General features: G+C 64.1%; 26 protein-coding genes and 1 tRNA gene. 18 read left to right on the top strand and 9 right to left on the bottom strand.

Features of this window, described 5'->3' with window-relative positions; translation table 11 throughout:
- Positions 1-41 precede the first annotated feature (41 nt).
- The 4 genes from hisC (at position 42) to hisA (ending at position 3,320) form a co-directional block, all read left to right on the top strand.
- Complete coding sequence (hisC, locus tag BO996_RS26090; RefSeq protein ID WP_043822285.1) at positions 42-1,166, top strand: histidinol-phosphate transaminase; 1,125 nt, start codon at positions 42-44, stop codon at positions 1,164-1,166.
- A complete protein-coding gene (gene hisB, locus BO996_RS26085) occupies positions 1,163-1,768 on the top strand; it encodes an imidazoleglycerol-phosphate dehydratase HisB (protein WP_071956738.1) in 606 nt (201 codons plus the stop codon). Before hisC ends, hisB begins: the two co-directional genes overlap by 4 nt.
- Before the next feature lie 81 nt (positions 1,769-1,849).
- Positions 1,850-2,518 (top strand): imidazole glycerol phosphate synthase subunit HisH, encoded by a 669-nt coding sequence (hisH, locus tag BO996_RS26080; protein ID WP_013800802.1) that lies wholly within the window; start codon positions 1,850-1,852, stop codon positions 2,516-2,518.
- 61 nt (positions 2,519-2,579) lie between these two features.
- On the top strand, positions 2,580-3,320 hold the full coding sequence (gene hisA / locus BO996_RS26075) for a 1-(5-phosphoribosyl)-5-[(5-phosphoribosylamino)methylideneamino]imidazole-4-carboxamide isomerase (RefSeq protein WP_012207316.1): 741 nt from the start codon (positions 2,580-2,582) through the stop codon (positions 3,318-3,320).
- A gap of 85 nt (positions 3,321-3,405) precedes the next feature.
- Here hisA and BO996_RS26070 read toward each other — a convergent pair whose 3' ends face one another.
- Positions 3,406-4,596 carry a spherulation-specific family 4 protein gene (locus tag BO996_RS26070; RefSeq protein WP_043822289.1) on the bottom strand — a complete coding sequence of 397 codons (1,191 nt, stop codon included), beginning with the start codon at positions 4,594-4,596 and terminating at the stop codon, positions 3,406-3,408.
- Between the two features lie 85 nt (positions 4,597-4,681).
- Here BO996_RS26070 and BO996_RS26065 point away from each other — a divergent pair, with 85 nt between their 5' ends.
- A complete protein-coding gene (locus BO996_RS26065; protein ID WP_071956737.1) occupies positions 4,682-5,584 on the top strand; it encodes a D-hexose-6-phosphate mutarotase in 903 nt (300 codons plus the stop codon).
- Between the two features lie 70 nt (positions 5,585-5,654).
- On the opposite strand, the gene BO996_RS26060 is transcribed toward BO996_RS26065, so the two are convergent.
- Positions 5,655-6,806: a S1C family serine protease gene (locus BO996_RS26060; RefSeq protein WP_013800805.1), complete on the bottom strand. Its 1,152-nt coding sequence runs from the start codon at positions 6,804-6,806 to the stop codon at positions 5,655-5,657.
- Between the two features lie 298 nt (positions 6,807-7,104).
- Here BO996_RS26060 and BO996_RS26055 point away from each other — a divergent pair, with 298 nt between their 5' ends.
- From BO996_RS26055 to pdxA, 3 genes are all read left to right on the top strand, one after another.
- Complete coding sequence (locus BO996_RS26055; protein WP_071956736.1) at positions 7,105-8,430, top strand: MFS transporter; 1,326 nt, start codon at positions 7,105-7,107, stop codon at positions 8,428-8,430.
- 74 nt (positions 8,431-8,504) lie between these two features.
- Complete coding sequence (locus BO996_RS26050; protein WP_071957220.1) at positions 8,505-9,257, top strand: Nif3-like dinuclear metal center hexameric protein; 753 nt, start codon at positions 8,505-8,507, stop codon at positions 9,255-9,257.
- Positions 9,258-9,358: 101 nt separating this feature from the next.
- Complete coding sequence (pdxA, locus tag BO996_RS26045; protein WP_071956735.1) at positions 9,359-10,420, top strand: 4-hydroxythreonine-4-phosphate dehydrogenase PdxA; 1,062 nt, start codon at positions 9,359-9,361, stop codon at positions 10,418-10,420.
- A 92-nt stretch (positions 10,421-10,512) separates the two neighbouring features.
- On the opposite strand, the gene mscL is transcribed toward pdxA, so the two are convergent.
- Positions 10,513-10,941, bottom strand: a complete 429-nt coding sequence (gene mscL, locus BO996_RS26040; RefSeq protein ID WP_012207302.1) for a large conductance mechanosensitive channel protein MscL — start codon at positions 10,939-10,941, stop codon at positions 10,513-10,515.
- Positions 10,942-11,090: 149 nt separating this feature from the next.
- Between mscL and petA the strand changes: the two genes are divergently transcribed.
- The 6 genes from petA to BO996_RS26010 all read left to right on the top strand — a co-directional run bounded on the left by petA (position 11,091) and on the right by BO996_RS26010 (position 15,459).
- A complete protein-coding gene (petA, locus tag BO996_RS26035) occupies positions 11,091-11,687 on the top strand; it encodes a ubiquinol-cytochrome c reductase iron-sulfur subunit (protein WP_012207301.1) in 597 nt (198 codons plus the stop codon).
- Between the two features lie 14 nt (positions 11,688-11,701).
- Entirely contained in the window at positions 11,702-13,117 is a 1,416-nt protein-coding gene (locus BO996_RS26030; protein ID WP_013800811.1) for a cytochrome b, read from the top strand.
- Between the two features lie 17 nt (positions 13,118-13,134).
- Positions 13,135-13,890, top strand: a complete 756-nt coding sequence (locus BO996_RS26025; RefSeq protein WP_012207299.1) for a cytochrome c1 — start codon at positions 13,135-13,137, stop codon at positions 13,888-13,890.
- A gap of 103 nt (positions 13,891-13,993) precedes the next feature.
- Positions 13,994-14,605 carry a glutathione S-transferase N-terminal domain-containing protein gene (locus tag BO996_RS26020; protein WP_012207298.1) on the top strand — a complete coding sequence of 204 codons (612 nt, stop codon included), beginning with the start codon at positions 13,994-13,996 and terminating at the stop codon, positions 14,603-14,605.
- A 101-nt stretch (positions 14,606-14,706) separates the two neighbouring features.
- Entirely contained in the window at positions 14,707-15,285 is a 579-nt protein-coding gene (locus BO996_RS26015) for a ClpXP protease specificity-enhancing factor (RefSeq protein ID WP_071956734.1), read from the top strand.
- 98 nt (positions 15,286-15,383) lie between these two features.
- Positions 15,384-15,459, top strand: a tRNA-Thr gene (locus BO996_RS26010).
- Between the two features lie 69 nt (positions 15,460-15,528).
- Here BO996_RS26010 and BO996_RS26005 read toward each other — a convergent pair.
- Positions 15,529-15,834, bottom strand: a complete 306-nt coding sequence (locus BO996_RS26005) for a hypothetical protein (protein WP_034396930.1) — start codon at positions 15,832-15,834, stop codon at positions 15,529-15,531.
- A gap of 311 nt (positions 15,835-16,145) precedes the next feature.
- Here BO996_RS26005 and secA point away from each other — a divergent pair, with 311 nt between their 5' ends.
- The 4 genes from secA to BO996_RS25985 all read left to right on the top strand — a co-directional run bounded on the left by secA (position 16,146) and on the right by BO996_RS25985 (position 21,967).
- Positions 16,146-18,893 (top strand): preprotein translocase subunit SecA, encoded by a 2,748-nt coding sequence (gene secA / locus BO996_RS26000; RefSeq protein ID WP_013800813.1) that lies wholly within the window; start codon positions 16,146-16,148, stop codon positions 18,891-18,893.
- Positions 18,894-19,043: 150 nt separating this feature from the next.
- Positions 19,044-20,276, top strand: a complete 1,233-nt coding sequence (argJ, locus tag BO996_RS25995) for a bifunctional glutamate N-acetyltransferase/amino-acid acetyltransferase ArgJ (protein WP_043822311.1) — start codon at positions 19,044-19,046, stop codon at positions 20,274-20,276.
- Between the two features lie 165 nt (positions 20,277-20,441).
- Entirely contained in the window at positions 20,442-21,398 is a 957-nt protein-coding gene (locus BO996_RS25990) for an ATP-binding protein (protein WP_071956733.1), read from the top strand.
- A gap of 50 nt (positions 21,399-21,448) precedes the next feature.
- A complete protein-coding gene (locus tag BO996_RS25985; protein WP_065345741.1) occupies positions 21,449-21,967 on the top strand; it encodes a (deoxy)nucleoside triphosphate pyrophosphohydrolase in 519 nt (172 codons plus the stop codon).
- A 10-nt stretch (positions 21,968-21,977) separates the two neighbouring features.
- On the opposite strand, the gene BO996_RS25980 is transcribed toward BO996_RS25985, so the two are convergent.
- The 5 genes from BO996_RS25980 to BO996_RS25960 form a co-directional block, all read right to left on the bottom strand.
- Positions 21,978-22,214, bottom strand: a complete 237-nt coding sequence (locus BO996_RS25980; RefSeq protein ID WP_156898007.1) for a DNA gyrase inhibitor YacG — start codon at positions 22,212-22,214, stop codon at positions 21,978-21,980.
- Positions 22,215-22,231: 17 nt separating this feature from the next.
- Complete coding sequence (gene zapD, locus BO996_RS25975; RefSeq protein WP_012207290.1) at positions 22,232-22,987, bottom strand: cell division protein ZapD; 756 nt, start codon at positions 22,985-22,987, stop codon at positions 22,232-22,234.
- An 89-nt stretch (positions 22,988-23,076) separates the two neighbouring features.
- Complete coding sequence (gene coaE / locus BO996_RS25970) at positions 23,077-23,721, bottom strand: dephospho-CoA kinase (RefSeq protein ID WP_071956732.1); 645 nt, start codon at positions 23,719-23,721, stop codon at positions 23,077-23,079.
- A 14-nt stretch (positions 23,722-23,735) separates the two neighbouring features.
- Complete coding sequence (locus tag BO996_RS25965) at positions 23,736-24,623, bottom strand: prepilin peptidase (RefSeq protein WP_071956731.1); 888 nt, start codon at positions 24,621-24,623, stop codon at positions 23,736-23,738.
- Positions 24,623-25,840 carry a type II secretion system F family protein gene (locus BO996_RS25960; protein WP_071956730.1) on the bottom strand — a complete coding sequence of 406 codons (1,218 nt, stop codon included), beginning with the start codon at positions 25,838-25,840 and terminating at the stop codon, positions 24,623-24,625. The genes BO996_RS25965 and BO996_RS25960 overlap by 1 nt, the downstream gene beginning before the upstream one ends.
- Positions 25,841-25,856: the final 16 nt, after the last annotated feature.

Below are 25,856 nucleotides of genomic sequence, written 5' to 3'. Positions count from 1 at the left end.
ATGGATTTCTTCTCCCACTGACTCGTGAAAGTGTGCATGCCATGACAGCTTCCATTCCGCAGGTTCAGGCCCTGGCCCTGGAGCGCATCCGCGCCGATGTCCGCTCCATGCATGCCTACCATGTGCAGCCCTCGCAAGGCCTGCTCAAGATGGACACGATGGAGAACCCTTTCCGCCTGCCCCCTGAATTGCAGGCCGCGCTGGGCGAGCGCCTGGGTCGGCTGGAGATCAACCGCTACCCTGGCGAGCGCCAGGAAGTGCTCAAGGACATGCTGGCCCGCTACGCGCAGGCGCCGGCCGGCAGCGCCGTGCTGCTGGGCAATGGCTCGGACGAGATCATCACGCTGCTGGCCCTGGCCTGTGCCCAGCCCCACGCCGAGGGCCGCGCCACCATGCTGGCGCCCATGCCGGGCTTCGTCATGTACCCCATGAGCGCCAGGCTGCAGGGCCTGGATTTCGTGGGCGTCAACCTGACGGCCGACTTCGAGCTGGACGTGCCCGCCATGCGCGCCGCCATTGCCGAGCACCGCCCCGCCATCACCTATATCGCCTATCCCAACAATCCCACGGCCACGCTCTGGGCCGAGGCCGATGTGCAGGCCGTGATCGACGCGGTCGGCGCCATTGGCGGCCTGGTCGTCATGGACGAGGCCTACCAGCCCTTCGCACGCCGCAGCTGGGCAGAGAACATGCGCGCCGACCCGGCCCGCAACGCCCATGTGCTGCTGATGCGCACGCTCAGCAAGTTCGGCCTGGCCGGCGCGCGCCTGGGCTACCTGATCGGCCCGGCCGCCATCGTCGGCGAGATCGACAAGGTGCGCCCGCCCTACAACATCAGCGTGCTCAACTGCGAGACGGCCATCTTCGCGCTGGAGCACGAGGCGCTGTATGCGCAGCAGGCCGTGGCCATCCGCGCCGAGCGCCAGCCGCTGATCGATGCGCTGGCCACGCTGCCGGGTGTGGAAAAGATCTGGCCATCCGAGGCCAACATGGTCTTGCTGCGCGTGCGCGATGCCGCGCGCGCCCAGGCCGAGATGAAGGCCCGGGGCGTGCTGGTGAAGAATGTCTCTGCCATGCACCCGCTGCTGGCCAACTGCCTGCGACTGACCGTGGGCACCCACGAAGAAAACGCCCAGATGCTGGCGGCCCTGAAGGAATCCCTATGAGCAATGTAGCTCCCGCACGCACCGCCGAAGTGCAGCGCAATACCGCCGAGACCCGGATCAAGGTCGCCATCAACCTGGACGGCACGGGCAAGGCCAGCCTGCGCTCGGGCATCGGTTTTCTGGACCACATGCTCGACCAGATCGCGCGCCATGGCCTGATCGACCTCGATATCGACTGCGAGGGTGACCTGCACATCGACGGCCACCACACGGTGGAGGACATCGGCATCACCCTGGGCCAGGCCTTTGCCAAGGCCGTGGGCGACAAGAAGGGCATCCGCCGCTACGGCCATGCCTATGTGCCGCTGGACGAGGCCCTGAGCCGCGTGGTCATCGATTTCTCGGGCCGCCCGGGCCTGCACATGGACGTGAAATTCACGGCCGGCAGCATCGGCCAGCTCGACACCCAACTGGTCTACGAATTCTTCCAGGGCTTCGTCAACCACGCGGGCGTGACCATGCACATCGACAATCTCAAGGGCTTCAACGCCCACCACCAGTGCGAGACCATCTTCAAGGCCTTCGCACGCGCCCTGCGCTTTGCGCTGGAGCATGACGAGCGCATGGCCGGCGTCATCCCCTCGACCAAGGGCGCTCTGTAAAGAGAAGCGATTGACTCCGGTCAGAGCTTGCTCTGACCGGGCAATCCAGCCGAAAATCCGACCGAACACGCGCCACACGCTATGAGTTTGACTGACAACACCGTCGCCGTCGTCGATTACGGCATGGGCAATCTGCGCTCGGTTTCCCAGGCCGTGCGCACGGCCGCCGCCGACTCCGGCTGGCAGGTCGTGGTGACCGCCGATCCCGAGGTGGTGCTGGCCGCCAACCGGGTCGTGCTGCCGGGCCAGGGCGCCATGCCCGACTGCATGCGCGAACTGCGCGAATCCGGCCTGCAGGACGCCGTGCTGCACGCCGCTGCCAACAAGCCCCTGTTCGGCGTCTGCGTGGGCATGCAGATGCTGCTGGACCACAGCGACGAGGGCGATGTGCCTGGCCTGGGCCTGATCCCCGGCAATGTGCGCAAGTTCGATCTGGCGGGCCGCGTCCAGGCCGACGGCAGCCGCTTCAAGGTGCCGCAAATGGGCTGGAACCGCGTGCACCGCAAGCACAATGCCGGGCAGTCCCACCCGCTGTGGCGTGGAATTCCCGAAGACAGCTTCTACTACTTCGTGCACAGTTTCTACGCCGTGGTGCAGCAGCCCCAGCATTGCGCTGCAGAGGCCGACTACGGTGGGCGCTTTGCCTGCGCCATCGCACGCGATAATATTTTCGCCACCCAGTTTCACCCCGAAAAGAGCGCGGACCAGGGCCTGGCCCTGTTCCGCAACTTTCTGGGCTGGAAGCCCTGAACCCTCTTTCCCTCCCCGCACCGGCCGCTGCATCCCAGGCCTTCATTGCTCGCAAACCATCATGCTGCTCATTCCTGCCATCGACCTCAAGGACGGCCACTGCGTACGCCTCATCCAGGGTGATATGGACCAGTCGACCACGTTCGGCGAAGACCCGGCCATCATCGCCCGCCGCTGGCTCGACGCCGGCGCACGCCGCCTGCACCTGGTGGACCTCAATGGCGCGTTTGCGGGCCAGCCCAAGAACCTGGTGGCCATCAAGGCCATCCTCAAAGAGGTGGACGGCCGGATTCCGGTGCAGCTCGGCGGCGGCATCCGTGACCTGGACACCATCGAGAAATACATAGACGCCGGCATCAGCTACGTGATCATCGGCACCGCCGCCGTGAAGAACCCGGGCTTTCTGCAGGACGCCTGCAGCGCCTTTGGCGGCCATGTGATCGTCGGGCTCGATGCCAAGGACGGCAAGGTGGCCATCGACGGCTGGAGCAAGCTCACGGGCCAGGACGTGCACTCGGTGGCCAAGCGCTTCGAGGACTGGGGCGTGGAGTCCATCATCTACACCGACATCGGCCGCGACGGCATGCTCACGGGCATCAACATCGACGCCACCGTCAATCTCGCGCAATCGCTGAAGATTCCCGTCATCGCCTCGGGCGGCCTGGCGGGCATGGCCGACATCGAGGCGCTGTGCAAGGTCGAGGACGAAGGCATCGAAGGCGTGATCTGCGGCCGCGCCATCTACTCGGGCGACCTTGACTTCGCCGCGGCGCAGGCCCGCGCCGACGAGCTCAGGGCCTGAACGGCCTGCGCCTTCCCTGTATTCGCGGGCGCCTGTGCTTCACAGGCGCCCGCGCTGCATTCAGCGCCAGGGATTCAGGCTTTCTTTACGAGCAGGCGGGCATGGCCTGCCCGGCATTGGTGGCGCGCACGGTCTGCACAAAGGCATCCCAGTAATTCGGCAGCCCGGCCCAGGGGTTGCCCACGCCGGTGCTGGGCTCGAACTCCAGCTGGGTCACATAGATCCATCCCGCCTGGTAGCGGGCCGAGGCGGCCGACTGCACGGCCGTCTGCATGGCCGCGCAGCCCGACACGTTGTGCACCAGCGAGGCCTGGTGGCTGTTGGGCAGCCCGTACAGCCAGTCAAAACTCGTCGTGCGCGGATCGTAGGTGGCGTAGGTGGAGCCCTTGCCCTCGAACGTGGTCAGCACATCGGCCACATCGGCATAACCGGCCACGGGCACGAGGCCCGGATTGCCGATCACGATCAGGTTGGGATTCTTGGCCTTGATGTACTGGTAGATGGTGCGGTAGAAGTCCAGCCGGTTGGTGGTGGCCGCCATCTCGTCAATGAAGAAGCCCTTGACCAGGCCCGCGCCGTAGTGCGTGAAATAGTTGTCGATATTGGCCTGGATGCTGGCCAGCGATCGCGTGCCCGTGCCATAGCTGGAGCTCACATAGCCCACCAGCTGCCCGCCCGCGTTGGCAAAAGCGGTGGCGGCGCGCGTGATGTTCGCGTCCGGGCCACTGAAAATGCCGTTGGCCGGATTCAGGATGGCCGTCATCTGCACGGTCGGATTCGCCTGTGCGCTGGCCGTCAGCGCATTCCAGGCCGTGGCGCCCGAGCCGGTGGGATAGAAGTACGTGGGCACCAGCACCCGCAGCGGTGCAGGCGCAGGACGCAGATAGAAGGTCTGGGAAGCGCTGCCCGTGCGGCCTGCCACGGTGGCGCTGGCCTGCACCTGCTGGCGGCCCGGCGTGGCGCCGGTCAGCGAAGCTGTTGCCACGCCGGAGCTTGTCAGCGCCGAGGTGCTGACGCCTGTGGCTGCGCTGAAGCTCACCACGGTTCCATCGGCGGCATTCACGCCATCGGCCAGAACACCTGCGCGCAGGGTCAGTGCCGAGCCTGCAGTCACCACATCCCTGGCGGCCGGGGCCGTCCATTGCACGGTGACCGAGGTCACTCCGGGCTGGCCGGTGCCGCCGTCACCCCCATTACCGCCATTGCCACCGCCAGCGTTGCTGTCACCACCGCCGCCTCCGCCGCAGGAGGCCACCGAGGCGGCCAGGGCGAGCATGCCGAGTCGCAGGACAAGAGGAGAGGGAGCGGGGGAACGTTGCATGACAGAGGAGGGCTGAGCGGGGGAAAGGCTATATTCAAGCATGAAAGTTACATCTTCCTTTCCCGCAGTAACAGCTTTACCTGCGGCCGCGCAAGCTCCCGGCGCCTGCGCTGATGCATGGCAGGGCCTGCCCGCCATCCGCCTGCGCCTGGCCTGCGGCGATACCGCCCTGGTGGCCTTGCAGGGCGCGCAGCTGCTGTCCTGGCAGGCAGGTGGCGAGGAGCAACTGTTCCTGAGCCCTCATGCCGCCCATGACGGCCACACACCCATACGCGGCGGTATTCCGGTCTGCTTTCCCCAATTCAACCAACGCGGCCCACTGGTCAAGCACGGCTTTGCGCGCACCCTGCCGTGGCAGGCTGATGCAGCACAGGCCGAGGTTCTTGCCGGCGATGGCTTGTTCCTGCGGCTCAAGCTTGCCGATACGCCGCAGACGCGCGCCGTCTGGCCGCACTCCTTCGAGACCTGGCTGGAGGTCACGCTGTTGCCCGGCCGGCTTGACGTGGAGCTGGTGGTGCACAACCGGGGCGACACGCCTTTGGCCTTCACTGCCGCCTTGCACAGCTACCTGCGCGTGGCGGACGTGGAGCAATGCCGGCTGCAAGGCCTCGATGGCCTGCCCTACTGGGATGCCGTGGCCGACACCCATCCCACGCAGCAAGGCGACGTGCGCTTTGGCCAAGAGCTCGATCGCGTCTACCCCCGGCCCGGGAAGAGCATGGAACTGGCCGCTCCTGCCGGAGGCTTGCGCATCTCGCAGGATGCTGCGTGGAGCGAGACCGTGGTCTGGAACCCCGGCCCTGAGCTGTGTGCCCGCCTGGCCGACATGCCGCCACAAGGGTGGCGGCAGATGCTGTGCGTGGAGGCCGCCGCCATCGATGCGCCCGTGCATGTGGCGCCCGGCGCGCATTGGCGCGCGGCGCAGCGTTTGCACAAGCGGTAGTCCGGCACCCGTTCTTGAACGAAAAAAGCGCCTGTGAACAGGCGCTTTTTTCATGGGTTCGTGAGCCGGGTCAGCGGCGCTGCATGCGTTGTGCCGACTGCGCAGGGCGCAGGCCCGGGGTGATCTGCAGCTCCACGGGGCCTTCGCCACGGCGCACATCGAATTTCGCAGCCTCGCCGGGCTTGAGCGCGGCCACGGCGGTCAGCAGCTCGGACACATTGCGGATGGGCTTGTCGCCCACCTGCACGATCACATCGCCCGGTCGCATGCCGGCCTGGGCAGCGGGGCCTGCCTGCAGCACGCCGGTGATGATCACGCCGGAGTCGGCCTTCACGCCAAAGGTCTCGGCCAGTTCCGGTGACAGTTCATTGGGCTCCACGCCGATCCAGCCGCGCACCACGCGGCCGTCCTTGACGATGCCGTCCAGCACCAGCTTGGCCGTGGACACGGGGATCGCAAAGCCGATGCCCATGCTGCCGCCCGAGCGCGAATAAATGGCGGTATTGATGCCCAGCAGATTGCCGCTGGCGTCCACCAGTGCGCCGCCCGAATTGCCGGGGTTGATGGCGGCGTCGGTCTGGATGAAGTTCTCGAAGGTATTGATGCCCAGCTGACTGCGGCCCAGTGCGCTGACGATGCCGCTGGTCACCGTCTGGCCCACGCCGAAGGGGTTGCCGATGGCCAGCACGCGGTCGCCCACGTCGATCTGGTCGGAATTGCCCAGAACGATGACGGGCAGCTTGTCCAGTGCGATCTTGAGCACGGCCAGGTCGGTCTCGGGATCGGTGCCGATCACCTGGGCCTTGGCCTGGCGGCTGTCGGTCAGCGTGACCTCGATGTCGTCCGCACCCTCGACCACGTGGTTGTTGGTCAGGATGTAGCCGTCGGTGCTGATGATCACGCCGCTGCCCAGGCCTGCCTGCTCCTGCGTGCCCTGGTCGCCGAAGAAGAACTGGAACCACGGATCGTTGCTGCGCGGATGGCGCACCGCCTTGCTGGTGTTGATGCTCACCACGGCCGGCGCTGCCTTCTTGGCGGCAGGTGCAAAGCTGCCGGGGCTGACTTCTCCAACGGGCGTGGCCGGCGCCTCCAGCAACGCAATGCCGGCATTGCTGCGCACGGCTCCACGGCGCAGCCAGTCCGGCTGCAGGGTGGCGACGACAAAGTAGGCAGCCACCAGGATGGTGACCACCTGCGAAAACAGCAGCCAGGTGCGTTTCATGAAGTGTGGTGTTCTGTGCGGGAGTACAAGGCCTCATTGTGAGGCATGTCGTGTAAGGCCTAGCACCGACAGACCGGCTCCCAAAGCCGCGCTCCCCACACAGCTACAGTACAAACCCTAGAATCCCCCGACGACTGCGCCACGCCGCGTTCGCTGTTGCGCCGGCCCACAAGCTGGCCCCAAGAGAGAGCCAAGTCCTCCGATCCCGAAGTCTTGCAGAACGATCTGCCGCTGCACGCTCATCCGTTGCCGTGGCATCCACCGCGCCGTCCTGCTGTTCGATCCCTGGAAAAAAACCATGACTACGCTTGACCAAGCGCAGCCGGGCATGGCCCCTGCTGTTGCGACCGCACGTCCTCTCAACCGACAGGACTACAAGACCCTGGGCCTGTCGGCCCTGGGCGGCACCCTGGAGTTCTACGACTTCGTCGTTTTCGTTTTCTTCGCCAACGTCATCGGCAAGCTGTTCTTCCCGGCCGAGATGCCGGACTGGCTGCGCCAGTTGCAGACGCTGGGCATTTTTGCGGCGGGCTACCTGGCCCGGCCCATCGGCGGCATTCTGATTGCGCACTTTGGCGACATCCTGGGCCGCAAGAAGATGTTCACGCTGTCCATCTTCCTGATGGCCGTGCCCACGCTGGTGATCGGCCTGCTTCCCACCTATGCATCCATCGGCATTGCCGCGCCGATTTTGCTGCTGGCCATGCGCGTGCTGCAGGGGGCGGCCATTGGTGGCGAGATGCCGGGCGCCTGGGTCTTCGTGGCCGAGCATGCGCCGGCGCGCCACTATGGCTTTGCCATCGGCTCGCTGACTTCGGGCATCACGGGCGGCATTTTCCTGGGCTCCATCATCGGTGTCTGGCTCAACAGCACCTACAGCGCCGAGGAGATCCACGACTGGGCCTGGCGCATGCCCTTCATCCTGGGCGGCGTGTTCGGCCTGGTGTCGGTGTACCTGCGCAAGTTCCTGCACGAGACACCCATCTTCCAGGAGCTGATGGCGCGCAAGCAGGCCGACCGCGAGCTGCCGCTCAAGACCATCGTGCGCGACCACCGCCAGGCCTGCGTGCTGGTGGCGCTGATGACCTGGGTGCTGTCCACGGCCATCGTGGTGGTGGTGCTGTTCACGCCGGCCTATCTGCAGAAGGTCTTCCACATCGACGCGGCCCTGGCCATGAAGGCCAATGCCGTGGCCACGGTGACGCTGACGCTGGGCTGTGTGTTCTGGGGCTGGCTGTCCGACCGGATGGGCACGCGTGTGGCCATGGTCACGGGCTGGCTGGGCATGACGGTGACGGCCTATGCGTTCTATCTGAACCTGCCGGGCACGGCGTCCTCGCTGGTGTGGAGCTACGCGCTGGTGGGCTTTTTCGTGGGCAGCATTGCGCTGCTGCCGGTGGTGGGCGTGCGCGCCTTCCCGGCCGAGGTGCGTTTCACGGGCCTGTCCTTTGCCTACAACATGGCCTATGCGGTGTTCGGCGGCATGACGCCCATGCTGGTGTCCGTGTGGCAGCAGGTGGATGTGATGGCGCCGGCCCACTATGTGGCGGCCATGGGCATCCTGGGCGCGGCCATCGGCTTCTGGCCCCTGGCCTGCCGTGGTTGGCAACCCAAGCGCGGCTGAGCTGGGCAGTGGAATGAAGGGCAGCATGGCTGCCCTTTTTCTTGGGCGCCGCATGGATCGCTGACAATCCTTTCATGAGCACCACGCGACAAGAACTCCTGGCCCACTTCGACGGTTTGCTGCAGCCCGAGCGCTTCAAGGACTATGGTCCCAACGGCCTGCAGGTGGAGGGGCGCGGCGAGATCCGCCGCATCGTCAGCGGGGTGACGGCCAGCCGCGCGCTGATCGAGGCGGCCATCGAGGCGCAGGTCGATGCCATCTTCGTGCACCATGGCCTGTTCTGGCGCGGCATGGATGGCCGCATCACGGGCTGGCTCAAGGAGCGCATCCGCCTGCTGCTGGCCCATGACATCAATCTCTTTGCCTATCACCTGCCGCTGGATGCCCATCCGCAATGGGGCAACAACGCGCAGTTGGGCGTGCAGCTGGGGCTTGAGGGCCAGGCAACGTTTGGCGAGCAGAACCTGGGCTGGATGGCCGCGGCGGAGTTTGCCGACGCGGCGGCGCTGGGCAGGCATGTGGAGCAGGCGCTGGGGCGCACGCCTGTCTGCGTGGGAGGAGAGCGACTGCGCCCCATTCGCCGCATTGCCTGGTGCACGGGCGGCGCGCAAGGTTTCTTCGAGGCCGCGATTGCCGCTGGGGCCGATGCCTTCATCACGGGCGAGATTTCCGAGCCGCAGGCGCACCTGGCGCGCGAGACGGGCGTGGCCTTCCTGGCTGCCGGCCACCATGCGACCGAGCGCTATGGTGCGCCGGCCCTGGCGGGGCAGGTGGCATTGGAGCTGGGGCTGGAGCACCGTTTCATCGAGATCGACAATCCGGCCTGATGCTGGCCTGTTAGTGGCCCACTATTGGCCCGCCCAGGGGGCGAGGCCTTTTGCTGCAAGCGCGGCGCGAATGACCGGCTTGCCTGATCCGGATACTGAAAATGCCTGATTCCACACAGTCCACGACTTTGATGGCCATCACCCAGGGCGACTCTGCCGGGGTGGGGCCCGAGACCATCGCCAAGGCGTTCATGGGCGCGCCCGAGCAGATGCGCGGCTGCTTCGTCGTCGGCGAGTTGCAGACGCTGCGCCGGGCAGCCGCCGTGGCGGCGCGTGCGCGCGATGGCGACAACGCCATTCCCATGCCCGTGGCCGTCATCGAGTCCGCTGAGCAACTGTGGCAGGTGCCGCCCCATTGCATCCCTTTGCTGGAGCTGCCCGGGCTGCCCGGTCCTGCGCCCTGGGGCCAGGTGAGTGCCAGCGCCGGTGACGCGGCTGCGCGCTGCGTGGTCTGGGCCGCGCGGGCTGCCTTGCGCGGCGAGATCGCGGCTCTTGTGACGGCGCCTCTGCACAAGGAGGCGCTGCATGCTGCGGGCGTGGACTTTCCTGGTCATACCGAGCTGCTGCAGTTCGAGGCTGCGCAGCATGCGGGTGTGGGCCTGGACCGCATGCCGGTGCGCATGATGCTGGCCAATGATGAGTTGCGGACGGTGCTGGTCAGCATCCATACCTCGCTGCGCAAGGCGATCGATGCGGTAACGAAGGACAACCTGCTGCAGACCTTGCGCATCACGCATGAGGCCCTGTCGCGCAGCCTGGGCCGCCCGCCGCGGATCGGTGTGGCAGGGCTGAACCCGCATGCGGGCGAGGGCGGCCTGTTCGGCAGCGAGGAGGTCGAGATCATCGCCCCGGCCATCGCCCAGGCGCGTGTTGAGGGCCTGGACGCCCACGGACCTTTTGCGCCCGATACGGTGTTCATGCGCGCCCGCAATGCGCCCGGCCACCCCGGCGAGTTCGACGTGGTGCTGGCCATGTACCACGACCAGGGACTGATTCCCGTGAAGTACCTGGGCGTGGAAAAGGGCGTGAATGTCACATTGGGGCTGCCGCTGGTGCGCACCAGCCCGGACCACGGCACGGCTTTTGATATTGCAGGGCAGGGTCTTGCAGAGGCGAGCAGTCTGATTGAGTCCGTGCGAATGGCGCGCAAATTGGCGGCTTGAATGGCTAGCCCAAGCATCGGGAGTCTGCAGTAATGGAAAACGCCCGTGGCAACCATGCCACGGGCGTTTTGATTTGCGTCAAAACACGAATTTCAGCGCTTGAGGCTGTCGCGAATCTCGCGCAGCAGCACGATGTCTTCAGGTGTGACGGGGGCCGGCGCGGGGGCGGCCGGGGCCTCGCGGCGCAGGCGGTTGATCTGCTTGACCATCATGAAAATGATGAAGGCCAGGATGATGAAATTCACCGCCACCGTGATGAAGTTCCCATAGGCAAATACGGGGACGCCGGCCTTCTTGAGGGCATCGAGCGTCATCGCTGTTCCGGGGGGCACGCTGCCCAGCACCACGAACAGATTGGAGAAGTCCAGCTTGCCGAAAACCAGGCCAACGACCGGCATGATCAGGTCGTTTACCACGGAATCGACGATTTTGCCAAACGCTCCGCCGATGATGACGCCCACGGCGAGATCTACCACGTTTCCCTTAACTGCGAACTCACGAAATTCCTGCATCATGCCCATGGCTGGCTCCATCTGGAAAGAGTTTGAGATAGCGCAGTATTGCGCGGCTTTGGAGCCTGTCAATGTCGGAGTCGGTATGGAATAACCATACTCGCCCCGCTACAATTTATTGTTGACCCCAACTCAAGCGACGTAGTTCGAGGAACCCCATGAGTGACACTCCAATCGACTCCAGCAAGCGGACGTGGATCATCACGTCGGCGTGTGCTGGCGCGGTGGGCGGCGTGGCGACAGCCGTCCCGTTCGTGAGCACCTTCCAGCCATCCGAGAAGGCCAAGGCCGCCGGGGCTGCAGTGGAGGTCGATATCTCCGCACTCAAGGACGGCGAGAAGCTCACGGTCGAGTGGCGCGGCAAGCCAGTCTGGATCATCAAGCGCACGCCGGAACAGATCAAGGAACTGCCCGAGCTGGACAGCCAGCTGGCCGATCCCCAATCCAAGCGCCACCCTGAAGAGTTCACGCCGCCCTACGCGATGAATGAAGCCCGCTCGATCAAGCCCGAAGTGCTGGTCGTCGTCGGCATCTGCACGCACCTGGGCTGCTCGCCTTCCGACAAGTTCCAGCCCGGCGCGCAGCCTTCGCTGCCCAATGACTGGAAGGGCGGCTTCCTGTGCCCCTGCCATGGCTCGACCTTTGACATGGCTGGCCGTGTCTTCAAGAACAAGCCGGCCCCCGACAACCTGCAGGTGCCACCGCACATGTACCTGTCGGAGACCAAGCTCCTCATTGGTGAAGACAAGGCTTGAGGGAGACAAGAACAATGGCCCACGAATTCAAGGACATCGATCCGAACGCGCCTGCGGGCGCCAAGCTCACGAACTGGTTCGAGAACCGTTTTCCAACGGCTTTCGACGCCTACCGTGTGCACATGTCGGAGTACTACGCTCCGAAGAACTTCAACTTCTGGTACATCTTCGGCTCGCTGGCACTGCTGGTGCTGGTGATCCAGATCGTCACCGGCATCTTCCTGGTGATGCACTACAAGCCGGACGCCGAGAAGGCGTTCGCCTCGGTCGAGTACATCATGCGCGATGTGCCCTGGGGCTGGCTGATCCGCTACATGCACTCCACGGGCGCGTCGGCCTTCTTCGTCGTGGTCTATCTGCACATGTTCCGCGGCCTTCTGTACGGTTCGTACCGCAAGCCGCGCGAACTGGTCTGGATCTTCGGCTGCGCCATCTTCCTGGTGCTGATGGCCGAGGCCTTCATGGGCTACCTGCTGCCCTGGGGCCAGATGTCGTACTGGGGCGCCCAGGTGATCGTGAACCTGTTCTCGGCGATCCCCTTCATCGGCCCTGACCTGGCGCTGCTGATCCGTGGTGACTATGTGGTGGGCGATGCCACGCTCAACCGCTTCTTCAGCTTCCACGTGATCGCCGTGCCCCTGGTGCTGCTGGGCCTGGTCGTGGCCCACTTGCTGGCGCTGCACGATGTGGGTTCCAACAATCCGGACGGCATCGAGATCAAGGGTCCCAACGCGCCCAAGGACGCCAAGGGCCACCCGCTGGACGGCATCCCCTTCCATCCCTACTACACGGTGCACGACATCTTCGGCGTGACGGTGTTCCTGTTCCTGTTCTCGGCCGTGGTGTTCTTCGCGCCCGAGTTCGGCGGCTACTTCCTGGAGTACAACAACTTCATCCCGGCCGATCCGCTGAAGACGCCTTCGCACATTGCGCCGGTCTGGTACTTCACGCCGTTCTACTCGATGCTGCGTGCCATCACCAGCGAGATGATGTATGTGCTGATCGCCTGCGTGTTGCTGGGTGCGGGCTTTGGCGTGCTCAAGTCGCGCCTGCCGGCGGCCGTCAAGGGCGTGGTCGCCATCGTGGCCCTGGGCGTCATCGCCATGATGCTGTCCATCGACGCCAAGTTCTGGGGCGTGCTGGTGATGGGTGGCGCCGTGATCATCCTGTTCGCGCTGCCCTGGCTCGATTGCAGCCCGGTCAAGTCCATCCGCTACCGTCCGAGCTGGCACAAGTACCTCTACGGCATCTTCGTGATCAACTTCGTGATCCTGGCCTATCTCGGTGTGCAGCCGCCTTCGCCCATCGGCGAGCGCGTGTCCCAGGTCGGAACGCTGTTCTACTTCGGCTTCTTCCTGCTGATGCCCTGGTGGAGCCGCCTGGGCAAGACCAAACCCGTTCCCGATCGTGTGACGTTCAAGCCGCACTGAAGCTGGAGAGAACAACAATGAAGAAACTGATTCTCACGTTGATCGCGGCCCTGGGCATCATGACCGGTGCACAGGCTTCCGAAGGCGGCATCGCCTGGGACAAGGCCCCGGGCAAGACCAATGACACGGCATCGCTGCAAAACGGCGCCAAGCTGTTCGTCAACTACTGCCTGAGCTGTCACTCGGCTGCATTCATGCGCTTCAACCGGCTGCAGGACATCGGACTGACCGAGCAGGAAATCAAGGACAACCTGCTGTTCACCACCGACAAGGTGGGCGAGACCATGAAGGCGGCCATCAACCCGAAGGAAGCCAAGGAGTGGTTCGGAGCCAATCCGCCGGATCTGACGGTGATCGCGCGCTCGCGCGCAGGCCACAACGGCACGGGCGCCGACTACCTTTACACCTTCCTGCGCACCTTCTACCGCGATGACACCAAGGCCACGGGCTGGAACAACCTGGCCTTCCCCAGCGTGGGCATGCCCCATGCACTGTGGCAACTGCAGGGCGAGCGCCGTGCCATCTTCGAAGAAGCCGAAGAGCACGGCGTGAAGACCCAGGTTTTCAAGGGGTGGGAGCAGGTCTCTCCCGGCTCCATGAGCCCAGTGCAGTACGATCAGGCAGTTGGCGATCTGGTGAACTACCTGCAATGGATGGGTGAGCCGGCACAGAACAGCCGCATCCGCATTGGCGTGGGCGTGCTGCTTTTCCTGGCGGTCTTCATCTTCATTGCATGGCGCCTCAACGCCGCGTTCTGGAAAGACGTCAAATAAAACCGTGACTGCAGAAGGTCGTGCAAGCGATTGCACGGCTGAACTGTGTGCAGAGTGGGCGCCGCGAGCGACCCACTCTTTTTGATTTTTAGGAGCCTCCACCATGATGGTGCTTTATTCGGGAACGACCTGCCCCTTTTCACACCGTTGCCGTTTCGTCCTGTTCGAAAAAGGCATGGACTTCGAGATCCGCGATGTGGACCTGTTCAGCAAGCCTGAAGACATCAGCGTGATGAACCCGTACGGCCAGGTGCCCATCCTGGTCGAGCGCGACCTGATCCTGTACGAATCGAACATCATCAACGAGTACATCGACGAGCGTTTCCCGCATCCCCAACTGATGCCCGGCGACCCGGTGGACCGCGCCCGCGTGCGCCTGTTCCTGCTGAACTTCGAGAAGGAACTGTTCGTGCACGTGAGCACGCTCGAGGAGCGCAACGTCAAGGGCAACGAAAAGGCCATCGAAAAGGCGCGCGCCCACATCCGCGACCGCCTGACGCAACTGGCTCCCGTGTTCCTCAAGAACAAGTACATGCTGGGCGAGAACTTCTCCATGCTGGACGTGGCCATTGCCCCGCTGCTGTGGCGCCTGGACTACTACGGCATCGAGGTGTCCAAGAACGCCGCCCCGCTGCTCAAGTACGCCGAGCGCATCTTCTCGCGCCCTGCCTACATCGAAGCGCTGACGCCTTCCGAGAAGGTGATGCGCAAGTAATTCGCATCGGTTGACGACTGATTGCGCGGGCAGGGAAGGCGGTCAACCGGTCGCCATCCTGCCCGTTTTCGTATTACGACCACTCTTTTCCTGGGATCGTCATGACTGCCCCCGAAGCAACTTCCACCCGCCCCTACCTGATCCGGGCCCTGTACGAGTGGTGCACCGACAACGGCTTCACACCCCACATCGCAGTGCGCGTGGACCGCAACGTGCAGGTGCCGCGCGAGTTTGTGCGCGACGGCGAGATCGTGCTCAACGTCAGCTACGACGCCACCAGCGGCCTGCAGATGGGCAATGACTTCATCAGCTTCACGGCCCGCTTTGGCGGCAAGCCACGCGAAATCATGGTGCCTGTCGAGCAGGTGATGGCCATCTACGCACGGGAGACCGGCCAAGGCATGGCTTTCCCGGCGCCGGAGTCGGATGCCGACAACGACAACGACAACGACAACGACAACGACAACGACAACGACAACGACAACGACAACGAAGTTTCGGTCGAGCAGGAATCCGATGAGCCCGTGTCGCAGGACGCAGTTGCTGAAGTGCCGGCTGAGCCCGCTGCCGACGAACGCGTGGTGCAGCTGGTGAGTATCCAGAACGAGGGCGATGATGAAGAGCCCCCGCGCACGCCGCCGCCATCGGGCACGCGGCCCTCGCTGAAGCTGGTGAAGTAGGTTTTTCGCACCCCGGGCCTGCGATCACGCGCGCAAGCGTGTTCGCAGACGCCGGGAACGGCTGAAGCAGTCTTTTTCTGCGCTAGAATTCGTGCTTCGCCGGTTTAGCTCAGTTGGTAGAGCACCCGCCTTGTAAGCGGTAGGTCGTCAGTTCGAATCCGACAACCGGCACCAAAAGGTCTCCTTCGGAGGCCTTTTTTCATTGCTTTCTTCATTTTTGGCCGCGTTTGTTTCAGCGGCCGATCAGGCCTGCACTTTGAGCCGGATCTCGGTCACATCCCATCCCTTGGTGCGCAGGTGGGCGGCCATGGCGGGCAGCAACTGGCGGATCTTGGCGGCGGCCGCATTGTTTCGCACCAGCAGGCACCAGGTGCTGCCCTCGATGGGGCCTGCCTGCAGGCTGGCGCGCAGCAGCGGCGGCACCAGGGGCAGGATGGCCGTCAGGCGATTGCTGGAGTCCCGGGTGAGCTGTGCGAGCCGCGCCAGCGTGGGCGAGTTCTCGACGGCGTGCAGGGCGGTGACGGCGTGGTGGCGGCGTGTGAAGGTCATGGGTTTGAAGGGCTGGACTGGCAGCGTTGGCATGCGCCGGCCCAGGGGGTCGTTATAGCAGCATCTGCGGGGTGGCGCGGGTCCGGGGATTCGGGTTCGGGGCTGTGCGGCTGCATGCGTCGGCCTGCCTGAGAGAGGGTTGGACAGAGGCAGTTAGAATCAATTGTTCGGTTCTCGCTTCGGCCCGGTCGCATGTGTTCTTCAGAAGAGCACTTGCAGGCAGGTGGAGCGGCCCCATCTGAAATCCAACAATCTAGGGATTCCAGGCACACCGCAGTCCGCTTCAGCGGGCGGCGGTGTGTCTTTTTCGCATGGCCACCAACTTCCTCACCAAACTATTCGGCAGCCGAAACGATCGGCTTCTCAAGCAATACCGCAAGACGGTTGTTCGCATCAATGCGATGGAGCCCGACTACGAGAAGCTCAGCGACGAGGCTCTGCGTGCAAAGACGCAGGAGTTCAAGGAACGTGTGGCCAAGGGCGAGTCGCTGGACGACCTGCTGCCCGAAGCCTTCGCCGTGGTGCGCGAGGGCTCCAAGCGCGTCATGAAGATGCGCCACTTCGACGTTCAGCTGCTGGGCGGCATGGCGCTGCACTACGGCAAGATCGCCGAAATGCGCACCGGCGAAGGCAAGACGCTGACCGCCACGCTGCCGGTCTACCTGAACGCACTGTCGGGCAATGGCGTGCACGTGGTGACCGTGAACGACTATCTGGCCAATCGCGATGCGACCTGGATGGCCAAGCTGTACAACTTCCTCGGACTGTCGGTGGGCATCAACCTGCCCAACATGCCGCGCGAGGAAAAGCAGGCCGCCTATAACAGCGACATCACCTACGGCACGAACAACGAATACGGCTTCGACTACCTGCGCGACAACATGGTCTACGAGTCGGGCGACCGCGTTCAGCGCGTGCTCAACTACGCCATCGTCGACGAGGTGGACTCCATCCTGATCGATGAGGCCCGCACGCCGCTGATCATCAGCGGCCAGGCCGAAGACCACACGGCCATGTACGTGGCCATGAACAAGATCGTTCCCAACCTGGTGCGCCAGGAAGGCGAGGCCGACCCGCGCACCGGCGAAGGCGTGACCAAGCCCGGCGACTTCACCGTGGACGAGAAGAGCCACCAGGTGTTCCTGACCGACCAGGGCTACGAGGCCGCAGAGCGCCTGCTGGGCCACGCCGGCATGATTGCCGAGGGTGCCTCGCTGTACGACCCGGCCAACATCACCCTGGTCCACCATCTCTACGCGGCGCTGCGTGCCAACAACCTCTACCACCGTGACCAGCACTATGTGGTGCAGAACGGTGAGATCGTCATCGTTGACGAGTTCACGGGCCGCCTGATGGCTGGCCGGCGCTGGAGCGACGGCCTGCACCAGGCGGTCGAGGCCAAGGAAGGCGTGACCATCCAGGCCGAGAACCAGACCATGGCCTCGATCACCTTCCAGAACTACTTCCGTCTCTACGGCAAGCTGGCTGGCATGACGGGCACGGCCGATACCGAGGCCTACGAATTCCAGGAAATCTATGGTCTCGAGACCATGGTGATTCCGCCCAACCGTCCCAGCAAGCGCGACGACCAGCTCGACCGTGTCTACAAGACCACGCGCGAGAAGTACGAGGCGGCGATCCGCGATATCCGTGAATGCCATGAGCGCGGCCAGCCCGTGCTGGTGGGCACGACTTCGATTGAGAACTCCGAAATCATCGACGAGCTGCTCAACAAGGAAAACCTGCCCCATCAGGTGCTCAACGCCAAGCAGCACGAGCGCGAGGCCGACATCGTGGCCCAGGCCGGCCGTCCCGGCATGATCACCATCGCCACCAACATGGCCGGCCGCGGCACCGACATCGTGCTGGGTGGCAACATCGAAAAGCAGGTGGCTGCTGTCGAGGCCGATGAATCCCTGTCCGAAGCCGAACGCCAGCAGCGCATCGAACAAATGCGCGCCGACTGGAAAATCGAGCACGACAAGGTCTCGGCCCTGGGTGGCCTGCGCATCATCGCCACCGAGCGCCATGAATCGCGCCGTATCGACAACCAGCTGCGTGGCCGTTCGGGCCGCCAGGGCGATCCCGGCTCCTCGCGCTTTTACCTGAGCCTGGACGATGCGCTGATGCGCATCTTCGCGGGCGACCGTGTGCGCGCCATCATGGACCGCCTGAAGATGCCCGATGGCGAAGCCATCGAAGCCGGCATCGTGACCCGCTCCATCGAAGGTGCGCAGCGCAAGGTCGAGGCCCGCAACTTCGACATCCGCAAGCAGCTGCTCGAATACGACGACGTGTCCAACGACCAGCGCAAGGTGATCTACCAGCAGCGCAACGAGATCCTCGACGCCTCGGACCTGTACGAGATGATCACGGTGATGCGCGACGACGTGGTGTCCGATCTGGTGCGCCAGTACGTTCCTGCCGAGTCCATGGAAGAGCAGTGGGACCTGGCCGGTCTGGAAAAGGCGCTGGAAAGCGAATGGCGCATCCAGCTGCCGCTGCAGTCGCAGGTGCAGTCCGCGCACGCCATCACCGACGAGGAAATCCTCGAAAAGGTGCTGCAGGCCGCCCGTGAAGTGTTCGATGCCAAGGTCGAGCTGATCGGCCGCGAGAACTTCACGCAATTCCAGCGCGCCGTCTTGCTGCAAAGCTTCGACACCAACTGGCGTGACCACCTGTCTGCACTCGACTATCTGCGCCAGGGCATTCACCTGCGCGGCTATGCGCAAAAGCAGCCCAAGCAGGAATACAAGCGCGAGGCCTTCGAGCTGTTCCGCCAGCTCATCGACCAGGTCAAGACCGAAGTCACGCGCGTGTTGATGACCGTGCAGGTGCAGTCGCGCGAACAGGTGGAGCAGGCCACCGAGGCCCTGGAGCAGCGCAGCGCCCACAGCCTGGAGCACATGACCTATGGCGCTCCGTCGGATGGCGACATCGGCGGCTCCGTCGAAGACGAGCCGCTGGAGCTGCCCGAAGGCGCTCGCGTGGGCCGCAATGATCCCTGCCCCTGCGGCAGCGGCAAGAAGTACAAGCAGTGCCACGGCAAGCTGTCGTGATGCGGCGGGCGTCGTAAGACACCGCAAGACACGGAAAACGGCACGGATGCACTCCGTGCCGTTTTCTTTTTTAAGGTCGATGAAATACGTGCCGCTCCGGTTTGTTCCGATAATGGAGCGCGTTTTTCTTTCACTGTAGGAAGCCCCTCAATGCCTGTGAATCTCTCCGCTCCCGTGCACGCCGACCTGTTGGCGATCGACGGCGTTCGCATCGGCGTCACCGAAGCCGGTGTGCGCAAGGCCAACCGCAAGGACCTGTCCGTGTTCCTGCTCGACGAGGGCGCTTCGGTGGCTGGCGTGTTCACACAGAACCGTTTCTGCGCAGCGCCTGTGCAGGTCAGCCGCGAGCATCTGGTTCAGACAGCGGGCGCCATCCGTGCCATGGTCATCAACACAGGCAATGCCAATGCAGGCACTGGCGCCGACGGCCTGGCACGTGCGCGCCGTACCTGCGCAGATCTGGCAGCGCTGCTGCAGCTCAAGCCCGAGCAGATCCTGCCGTTCTCCACTGGCGTGATCATGGAAGAGCTGCCTGTGGACCGCATTGCAGCCGGCCTGCCGGCCGCCATTGCCGCAGCCAAGGCCGACAACTGGGGCACGGCTGCCGAGGGCATCATGACCACCGACACGCTGCCCAAGGCCTTCAGCCGGGCCGTGGACATTGGCGGCAAGCGTGTGAGCATCACCGGCATCAGCAAGGGCGCGGGCATGATCCGCCCCAACATGGCGACCATGCTGGGCTTTCTGGCCACCGATGCGGCCATCGCTCCCGAGCTGCTGCAGCCCCTGGTCAAGGAACTGGCCGACGGCTCGTTCAACCGTGTGACCATCGACGGCGACACGTCGACCAACGATTCCTTTGTGCTGGTGGCCACGCACAAGGCCGGCAATGCGCCGATCACTTCGCTGACCAGCGCCGAAGGCCAGGCTCTGAAGACTGCATTGCTGGATGTGTCGCGTTTGCTGGCCCAGGCCATCGTGCGCGATGGCGAAGGTGCCACCAAGTTCATCACCGTCAAGGTGGAAGGTGGCAAGACCGAGGCCGAGTGCCGCCTGGTGGCCTACTCCATCGCGCATTCGCCCCTGGTCAAGACGGCGTTCTTTGCCAGCGACCCTAACCTGGGCCGCATCCTCGCGGCGGTGGGCTATGCTAGCATCGATGATCTGGACCAGACCAAGATCGACCTGTACCTGAACGATGTACATGTCGCAGTCAATGGCGGCCGCAATCCTGCCTATCAGGAGGAAGACGGCCAGCGCGTGATGAAGCAGCAGGAGATCATCGTGCGCGTGCTACTGGGCCGAGGGGAGGCCGAGCAGACCGTGTGGACCTGCGATCTGAGCCACGACTACGTGAGCATCAACGCCGACTACCGCTCCTGACTCTCCACCCACCGTGCCGCCGGCAGCCGCAGGCCTTGTGCCTGGCTGCTGCCAGCTTTCAATGGCGGCCGGCGCGCAAAAGCTCTGGCGTTGGCATGAGATCCATCTCGATTCCCGGGTATATCCAGCGTCGGCAGCCGTGAGATCCGTATTCGAGAGACATCCATGACATTGCCCACAGAAGCCGTCGCCGCCCCCTTGCTGCAACTCGTGCAGCGCGCCGAGCAGCTGATGCAGCGCATCGAGGCCATCCTGCCCCAGCCGCTGCAATCCCCCGCAGACTGGAATACCGCCATCGCCTGGCGCTATCGCAAGCGCGCCAACGGCTGCGGTTTGCTGGAGCCCGTGCGCCACGTCGGCGCCATGCAACTGTCCGACCTGCAGAACATCGATGTGCAAAAGGACAAGATTGCGCGCAACACCGAGCAGTTCGTGACCGGCCGCACGGCCAACAACGTGCTGCTCACCGGCGCGCGCGGCACGGGCAAATCCTCGCTGATCCGTGCCTGCCTGCATGCCTTTGCTGCGCAGGGGCTGCGCCTGATTGAGGTGGACAAGGCCGATCTGACCGACCTGCCCGACATCGTCGATGTGGTGGCCGGCCGGCCCGAGAAGTTCATCATCTATTGCGATGATCTGAGCTTTGAGGAAGGCGAGCCTGGCTACAAGGCCCTGAAGTCCATTCTGGATGGATCGGTCAGCGCCGCCAGCCCGAACGTGCTGGTCTATGCGACCAGCAATCGCCGCCATCTGCTGCCGGAGTACCAGTCCGAGAATCTGACCTACCAGCGCGGCGAGGATGGGGAGCTGCATCCCGGCGAGGTGATTGAGGAAAAGATCTCCCTGTCCGAGCGCTTCGGCCTGTGGGTGAGCTTCTATCCCTTCAGCCAAGACGAGTACCTGCGCGTGGTGGCGCAATGGCTGGAGGCCCTGGGACTGGACCAGGCCACGATCGAGGCCGCGCGTCCTGAGGCCCTGGTCTGGGCGCTGGAGCGTGGCTCGCGCAGCGGCCGTGTGGCCCATCAGTTCGCCCGTGACTATGCGGGCCGCGCCGAGCGCCCGAACCAGCGCCAGACCGGCATCGCCGATGTCCATGGGCTGGCCGAAGAGGCCGAGCTCTGACAAGCCTGCTGCCCGGCCTTGGGGCCGGGCGGTTTTTTGCGAAAGATCAAGTGACTGAAAAAGAAATCTCCCTGAACACCGGCGCCGATGCTGCCCAGTCTCAACCGCCGTCTCAAGCGCCGGCCCAGCGCAAGCACACCGAAGTCGCCGTTGGCGTGCTCCTGCGCGAGTCCGATGGCGCGCTGCTGATCACCAGCCGGCCGCCTGGCAAGCCCTATGCCGGCTATTGGGAGTTCCCTGGCGGGAAGATCGAATCCGGCGAGACCGTGGAGCAGGCATTGCGTCGCGAGCTTCAGGAAGAGCTGGGCGTCGAGATCGCAGCAGCCCCCGTCTGGAAGGTGACCGAGCATGACTATCCGCATGCCCTGGTGCGCCTGCACTGGTGCAAGATCACGCGTTGGAGCGGGGAGTTCGAGATGCGAGAAGGCCAGCAGATGGCCTGGCAGCAACTTCCGCTGCAGGTGCAGCCGGTGCTGCCTGGCGCCTATCCGGTGCTGCAATGGCTCAGCGAGGAACGCGGGCTGCCTTTTGATGCCGGCTTCTACGAGGCAGGCCAACCGAAAGTCTGAACAGGCCTGATCAGGGTTCAGTGCGAGGATCGCCGAAGGGCGAATCCTCGGGAGGCATGGGCGCAGGCACGCGGAATTCCTCGTTGGCCCAGGCTCCCAGGTCGATCTGGTAGCAGCGCTCGCTGCAAAAGGGCCGAAAGCGGTTGGCCGGCGCGAACAGGCTGGGGCCGCTGCAGGTCGGGCAGCGCACCGTGGGCCCTGCGGATGTGGATGATGCATCGACAGAGGGCGTGGCTTTCGTGGACATGCCGGCAGTCTTTTTCATCAGCTGCAAAGCGTGACCTCGAACGAGGCATCTTCGCTGCAAGGCTGGGGTTTGGCGCCGCTCTCGGGGCGAAGCAGGCGCACCGAAACCAGCAGGCGGTTGCCGCTGATTTCCGGAACAAGATTCAATGCCGGGTCTATGCGAAGGCGCAGCAGCTGAAAGCTGCGACCGGGCGGCATGGCCTGCTGGAACACGCCCTTTTCTGCGGCCACCCATTGCGGCACGCCGGTTTCGCGCAGCATCTTGAGCAGCAGCTGCAGCGACTGACCCAGCGGGGTCAGTGTGCTGGCCCAGTCCTCAAGATCACGCAGGCGCACCTGGGGGTCATGGAACTGCCAGGCGTGATAGGCCGGCAAATCGAAACCGCAGGTGCCGCCAGGGATGCCGATGCGGCTGCGCACGGCCATCAGCCATTCGTTGTCGGTCAGGGACTGGCCGGCCTTTCCGTTCTGGGCATTGAGCTGGGCAAAGCACTGCTCCACATGGCGGGACACCTGGTCGAGCATGTGCTCGGCGATATCGGGGTTGCCGCGCAGGCTGTCGAGCAGGCTCTTGTGGCGTTCGAGGTCTTTGAGCACGTCCGTCTTCAGGTCGGTGCGTGCTGCCACGTCCATGATCTCGAAGATGGTGACCAGCGCGAAATGGTGATCGATGGAATGAGCACGCGACAGCAGCTCGCCCAGGCGGCGATACAGCTGCTCCAGCCTGAGGTAGGTCCTCAGGCGCTCATTGAAAGGATATTCGTACAGGATCACGCTTGCTGGGCTCCTCGGGGTGCTCAGGAATCAGCTGTCTACGTCGTGCACATGCTGAATTACACGCACAGGCCAAGCCATGGCGTGCATCATAGCCCGAACCATGCCGAGATTCGATCGGTGCAGGCGTGCAAAGCCTCTATCGTCATGGCTTCGTCGTTGTAGATCACCCAGTCAGCAGCCGCCAGCCGTGCCGCGCGGGTGGCCTGGGCGGTGATGATGGCTTGCACGGCATCGCGGGGCAATCCGTTGCGGGCCATGACGCGTGCGATCTGCGTTTCCGTCCGGCAGTCCACAACCAGCACGGCATCGAGCAGGGCAGGCCAGCGGCCGGATTCCACAAGCAGCGGGATGTCATGCACGATGAGCGCGCATCCGGCATCGGTGGCCTGCTGGACTTCAAGGGCCGTTTGCCGAGCCACCAGGGGGTGGATGATGGCTTCCAGCTGCTGGCGTGCGGCAGGCTGCTGGAAGACCAGTTCGCGCATGCGCGCACGGTCCAGAGCACCGTTCGCGTCGATCAGTTCAGGTCCGAAGCTGCGCGCAATCTCGGGCAATGCGGCGCCTGCCGGGGCGGTGAGGCTGCGCGAGATCTGGTCGGCATCGATGATGCTTGCTCCGCGCAAGGCAAGCTGTGCGGCCACGGTGCTCTTGCCGCTGCCGATGCCGCCGGTCAGGCCCAGCCGGAACGGGCGCGGGTTCGGACGTGGTGGCAGGGCGTTGCTGGATTCCATGCCGCAGTGTCGGATCAAAGACCGATGGCCGCCAACAGGGATTGCAGCATCTGCTGGGGTCCGAACACCATGGCGGCAAAGCCGGCGCCCGCAAGAAAGGGGCCAAAGGGAACATAGCCACCTTCGCGCAGGCGGCTGTTGATCTTCAGCGCAATGCCCACGATGGCGCCAATCACGGACGAGAGCAGGATGATGGGCACAAGAGCCTGCCAGCCGAACCAGGCCCCCAGCGCGGCAAACAGCTTGAAGTCGCCGTAGCCCATGCCTTCCTTGCCGGTGACCAGCTTGAAGGCCCAGTAGACCAGCCATAGCGAGAGATAGCCCGCTGCGGCACCCCAGACCGCGTCGGCCAGAGGCACGGCGGTCCAGTGCAGTGCCGATGAAAGCAGCCCGGCCCACAGCAAGGGCAGGGTGATGTCATCGGGGAGCAGTGTGGTATCCCAGTCGATCAATGCCAGGCTCAGCAAGGCTGCACTGAAAAGGCACCAGGCAGCGCCTGTGGGCGTGATGCCCCATTGCATCGTGCAGTAGGCGAATAGCGCAGCGCAGGCCAGTTCCACCAGCGGGTAGCGGATGCTGATCGATGCCTTGCATTCCGAGCACCGGCCCCGCAGTGCCAGATAGCTGAGCACGGGAATGTTCTCGTACCAATGGATGGCATGGCCGCAATGCGGGCAGCGCGAGCGGGGGCGGCTCAGGCTCAGGGGAGCCTCGGCAGGGTCAGTCGCAGCAGCAGAGGGAGGTACAGCACCGGACTGCTCCTGTGCCCATTGGGCGCATTCCGCGTTCCATTGCTGTTCCATCATGCGTGGCAGCCTGTGCACCACCACGTTGAGAAAGCTGCCGACCAACAGGCCCAGCAGGCCGCCCAATGCAGCCTGCATCCAGAGTTCCAAAACCATCAGACCACCTGACCCAGCTTGAAGATGGGCAGATACATCGAAACCACGATGCCGCCGATGAGGGTGCCCAGGAAAACAATGATGATGGGCTCCATCAGGCTGGACAGGCCAGCCACCATGTCATCGACCTCCTCCTCGTAGAAATCGGCCGCCTTGCCAAGCATGTGGTCGATGGAGCCGGATTCCTCGCCGATGGCGCACATCTGCAGCACCATGGAGGGAAAGACGTTGGCATTGGTCATGGCTACCGTGAGGCTGGTGCCGGTGGAGACTTCCTGCTGGATCTTCTCGGTGGCATTGGCGTAGACGGCATTCCCGGAGGCGCCGCCGACGGAATCCAGTGCCTCGACCAGCGGAACGCCTGCCGCAAACATGGTCGACAGCGTGCGCGTCCAGCGCGCAACGCAGGACTTTTCGATCAGCACGCCAAAGACCGGCATCTTCAACATTGCACGATCCATGAACTGCTGCATGCGCTCATTGCGCTTCCAGGCCTGCATGAAGAAGTAGAAGCCGCCTCCGATCACGCCGAAGATCACCCACCACCATTGAACAAAGATGTCGCTGATGCCCATGACGAACAGCGTCGGTGCCGGCAGATCCGCGCCGAAGGAGGTGAACACTTCCTTGAAGGCGGGAATCACGAAGATCATGATGATGGTCACGACGACGAAAGCCACGACGACCACCGAAATCGGATACATCAAGGCGGACTTGATCTTGGACTTGATGGCCTCGGTTTTTTCCATATAGGTGGCCAGCCGATCGAGCAGGGCCTCCAGGATACCGGCCGCTTCCCCGGCCTCCACCAGATTGCAGTAGAGGCTATCGAAGTACATGGGGTGCTTGCGATAGGCCGCATTCAGCGAGGTGCCTGTCTCCACGTCGGAGCGGATATCGGCCAGCAGGCGCGTCACACTGGGGTTGGTGTTGCCGCGCCCGACGATGTCGAAGGCCTGCAGCAGCGGGACACCAGCCTTCATCATCGTGGCCATCTGGCGCGTGAACAGCGCGATGTCCTTGGGCTTGATTCTTTTGCCACCGCGCGTACGGCGCTTCTTGATCTTGCTGGGGAGCACGCCCTGGCGGCGCAGCATTGCCTGGACCTGGTTGATGCCTCCGGCCCGGGTTTCGCCTCGAATGATCTTGCCGTTGCGATCCTTGCCTTCCCACTCGAAGACAAATTCCTTGATTCCCTTGGACGCGGCTGTGGCCATCGTGCTCCCTCTTTTG

Origin of the sequence: Delftia sp. HK171, assembly GCF_001886655.1 — a bacterium.
Classification (GTDB): Bacteria; Pseudomonadota; Gammaproteobacteria; order Burkholderiales; family Burkholderiaceae_C; genus Comamonas; species Comamonas acidovorans.
The sequence above is the reverse complement of the archived record's forward strand: the minus strand, read 5'-3'. Positions and strand labels throughout refer to the sequence as shown.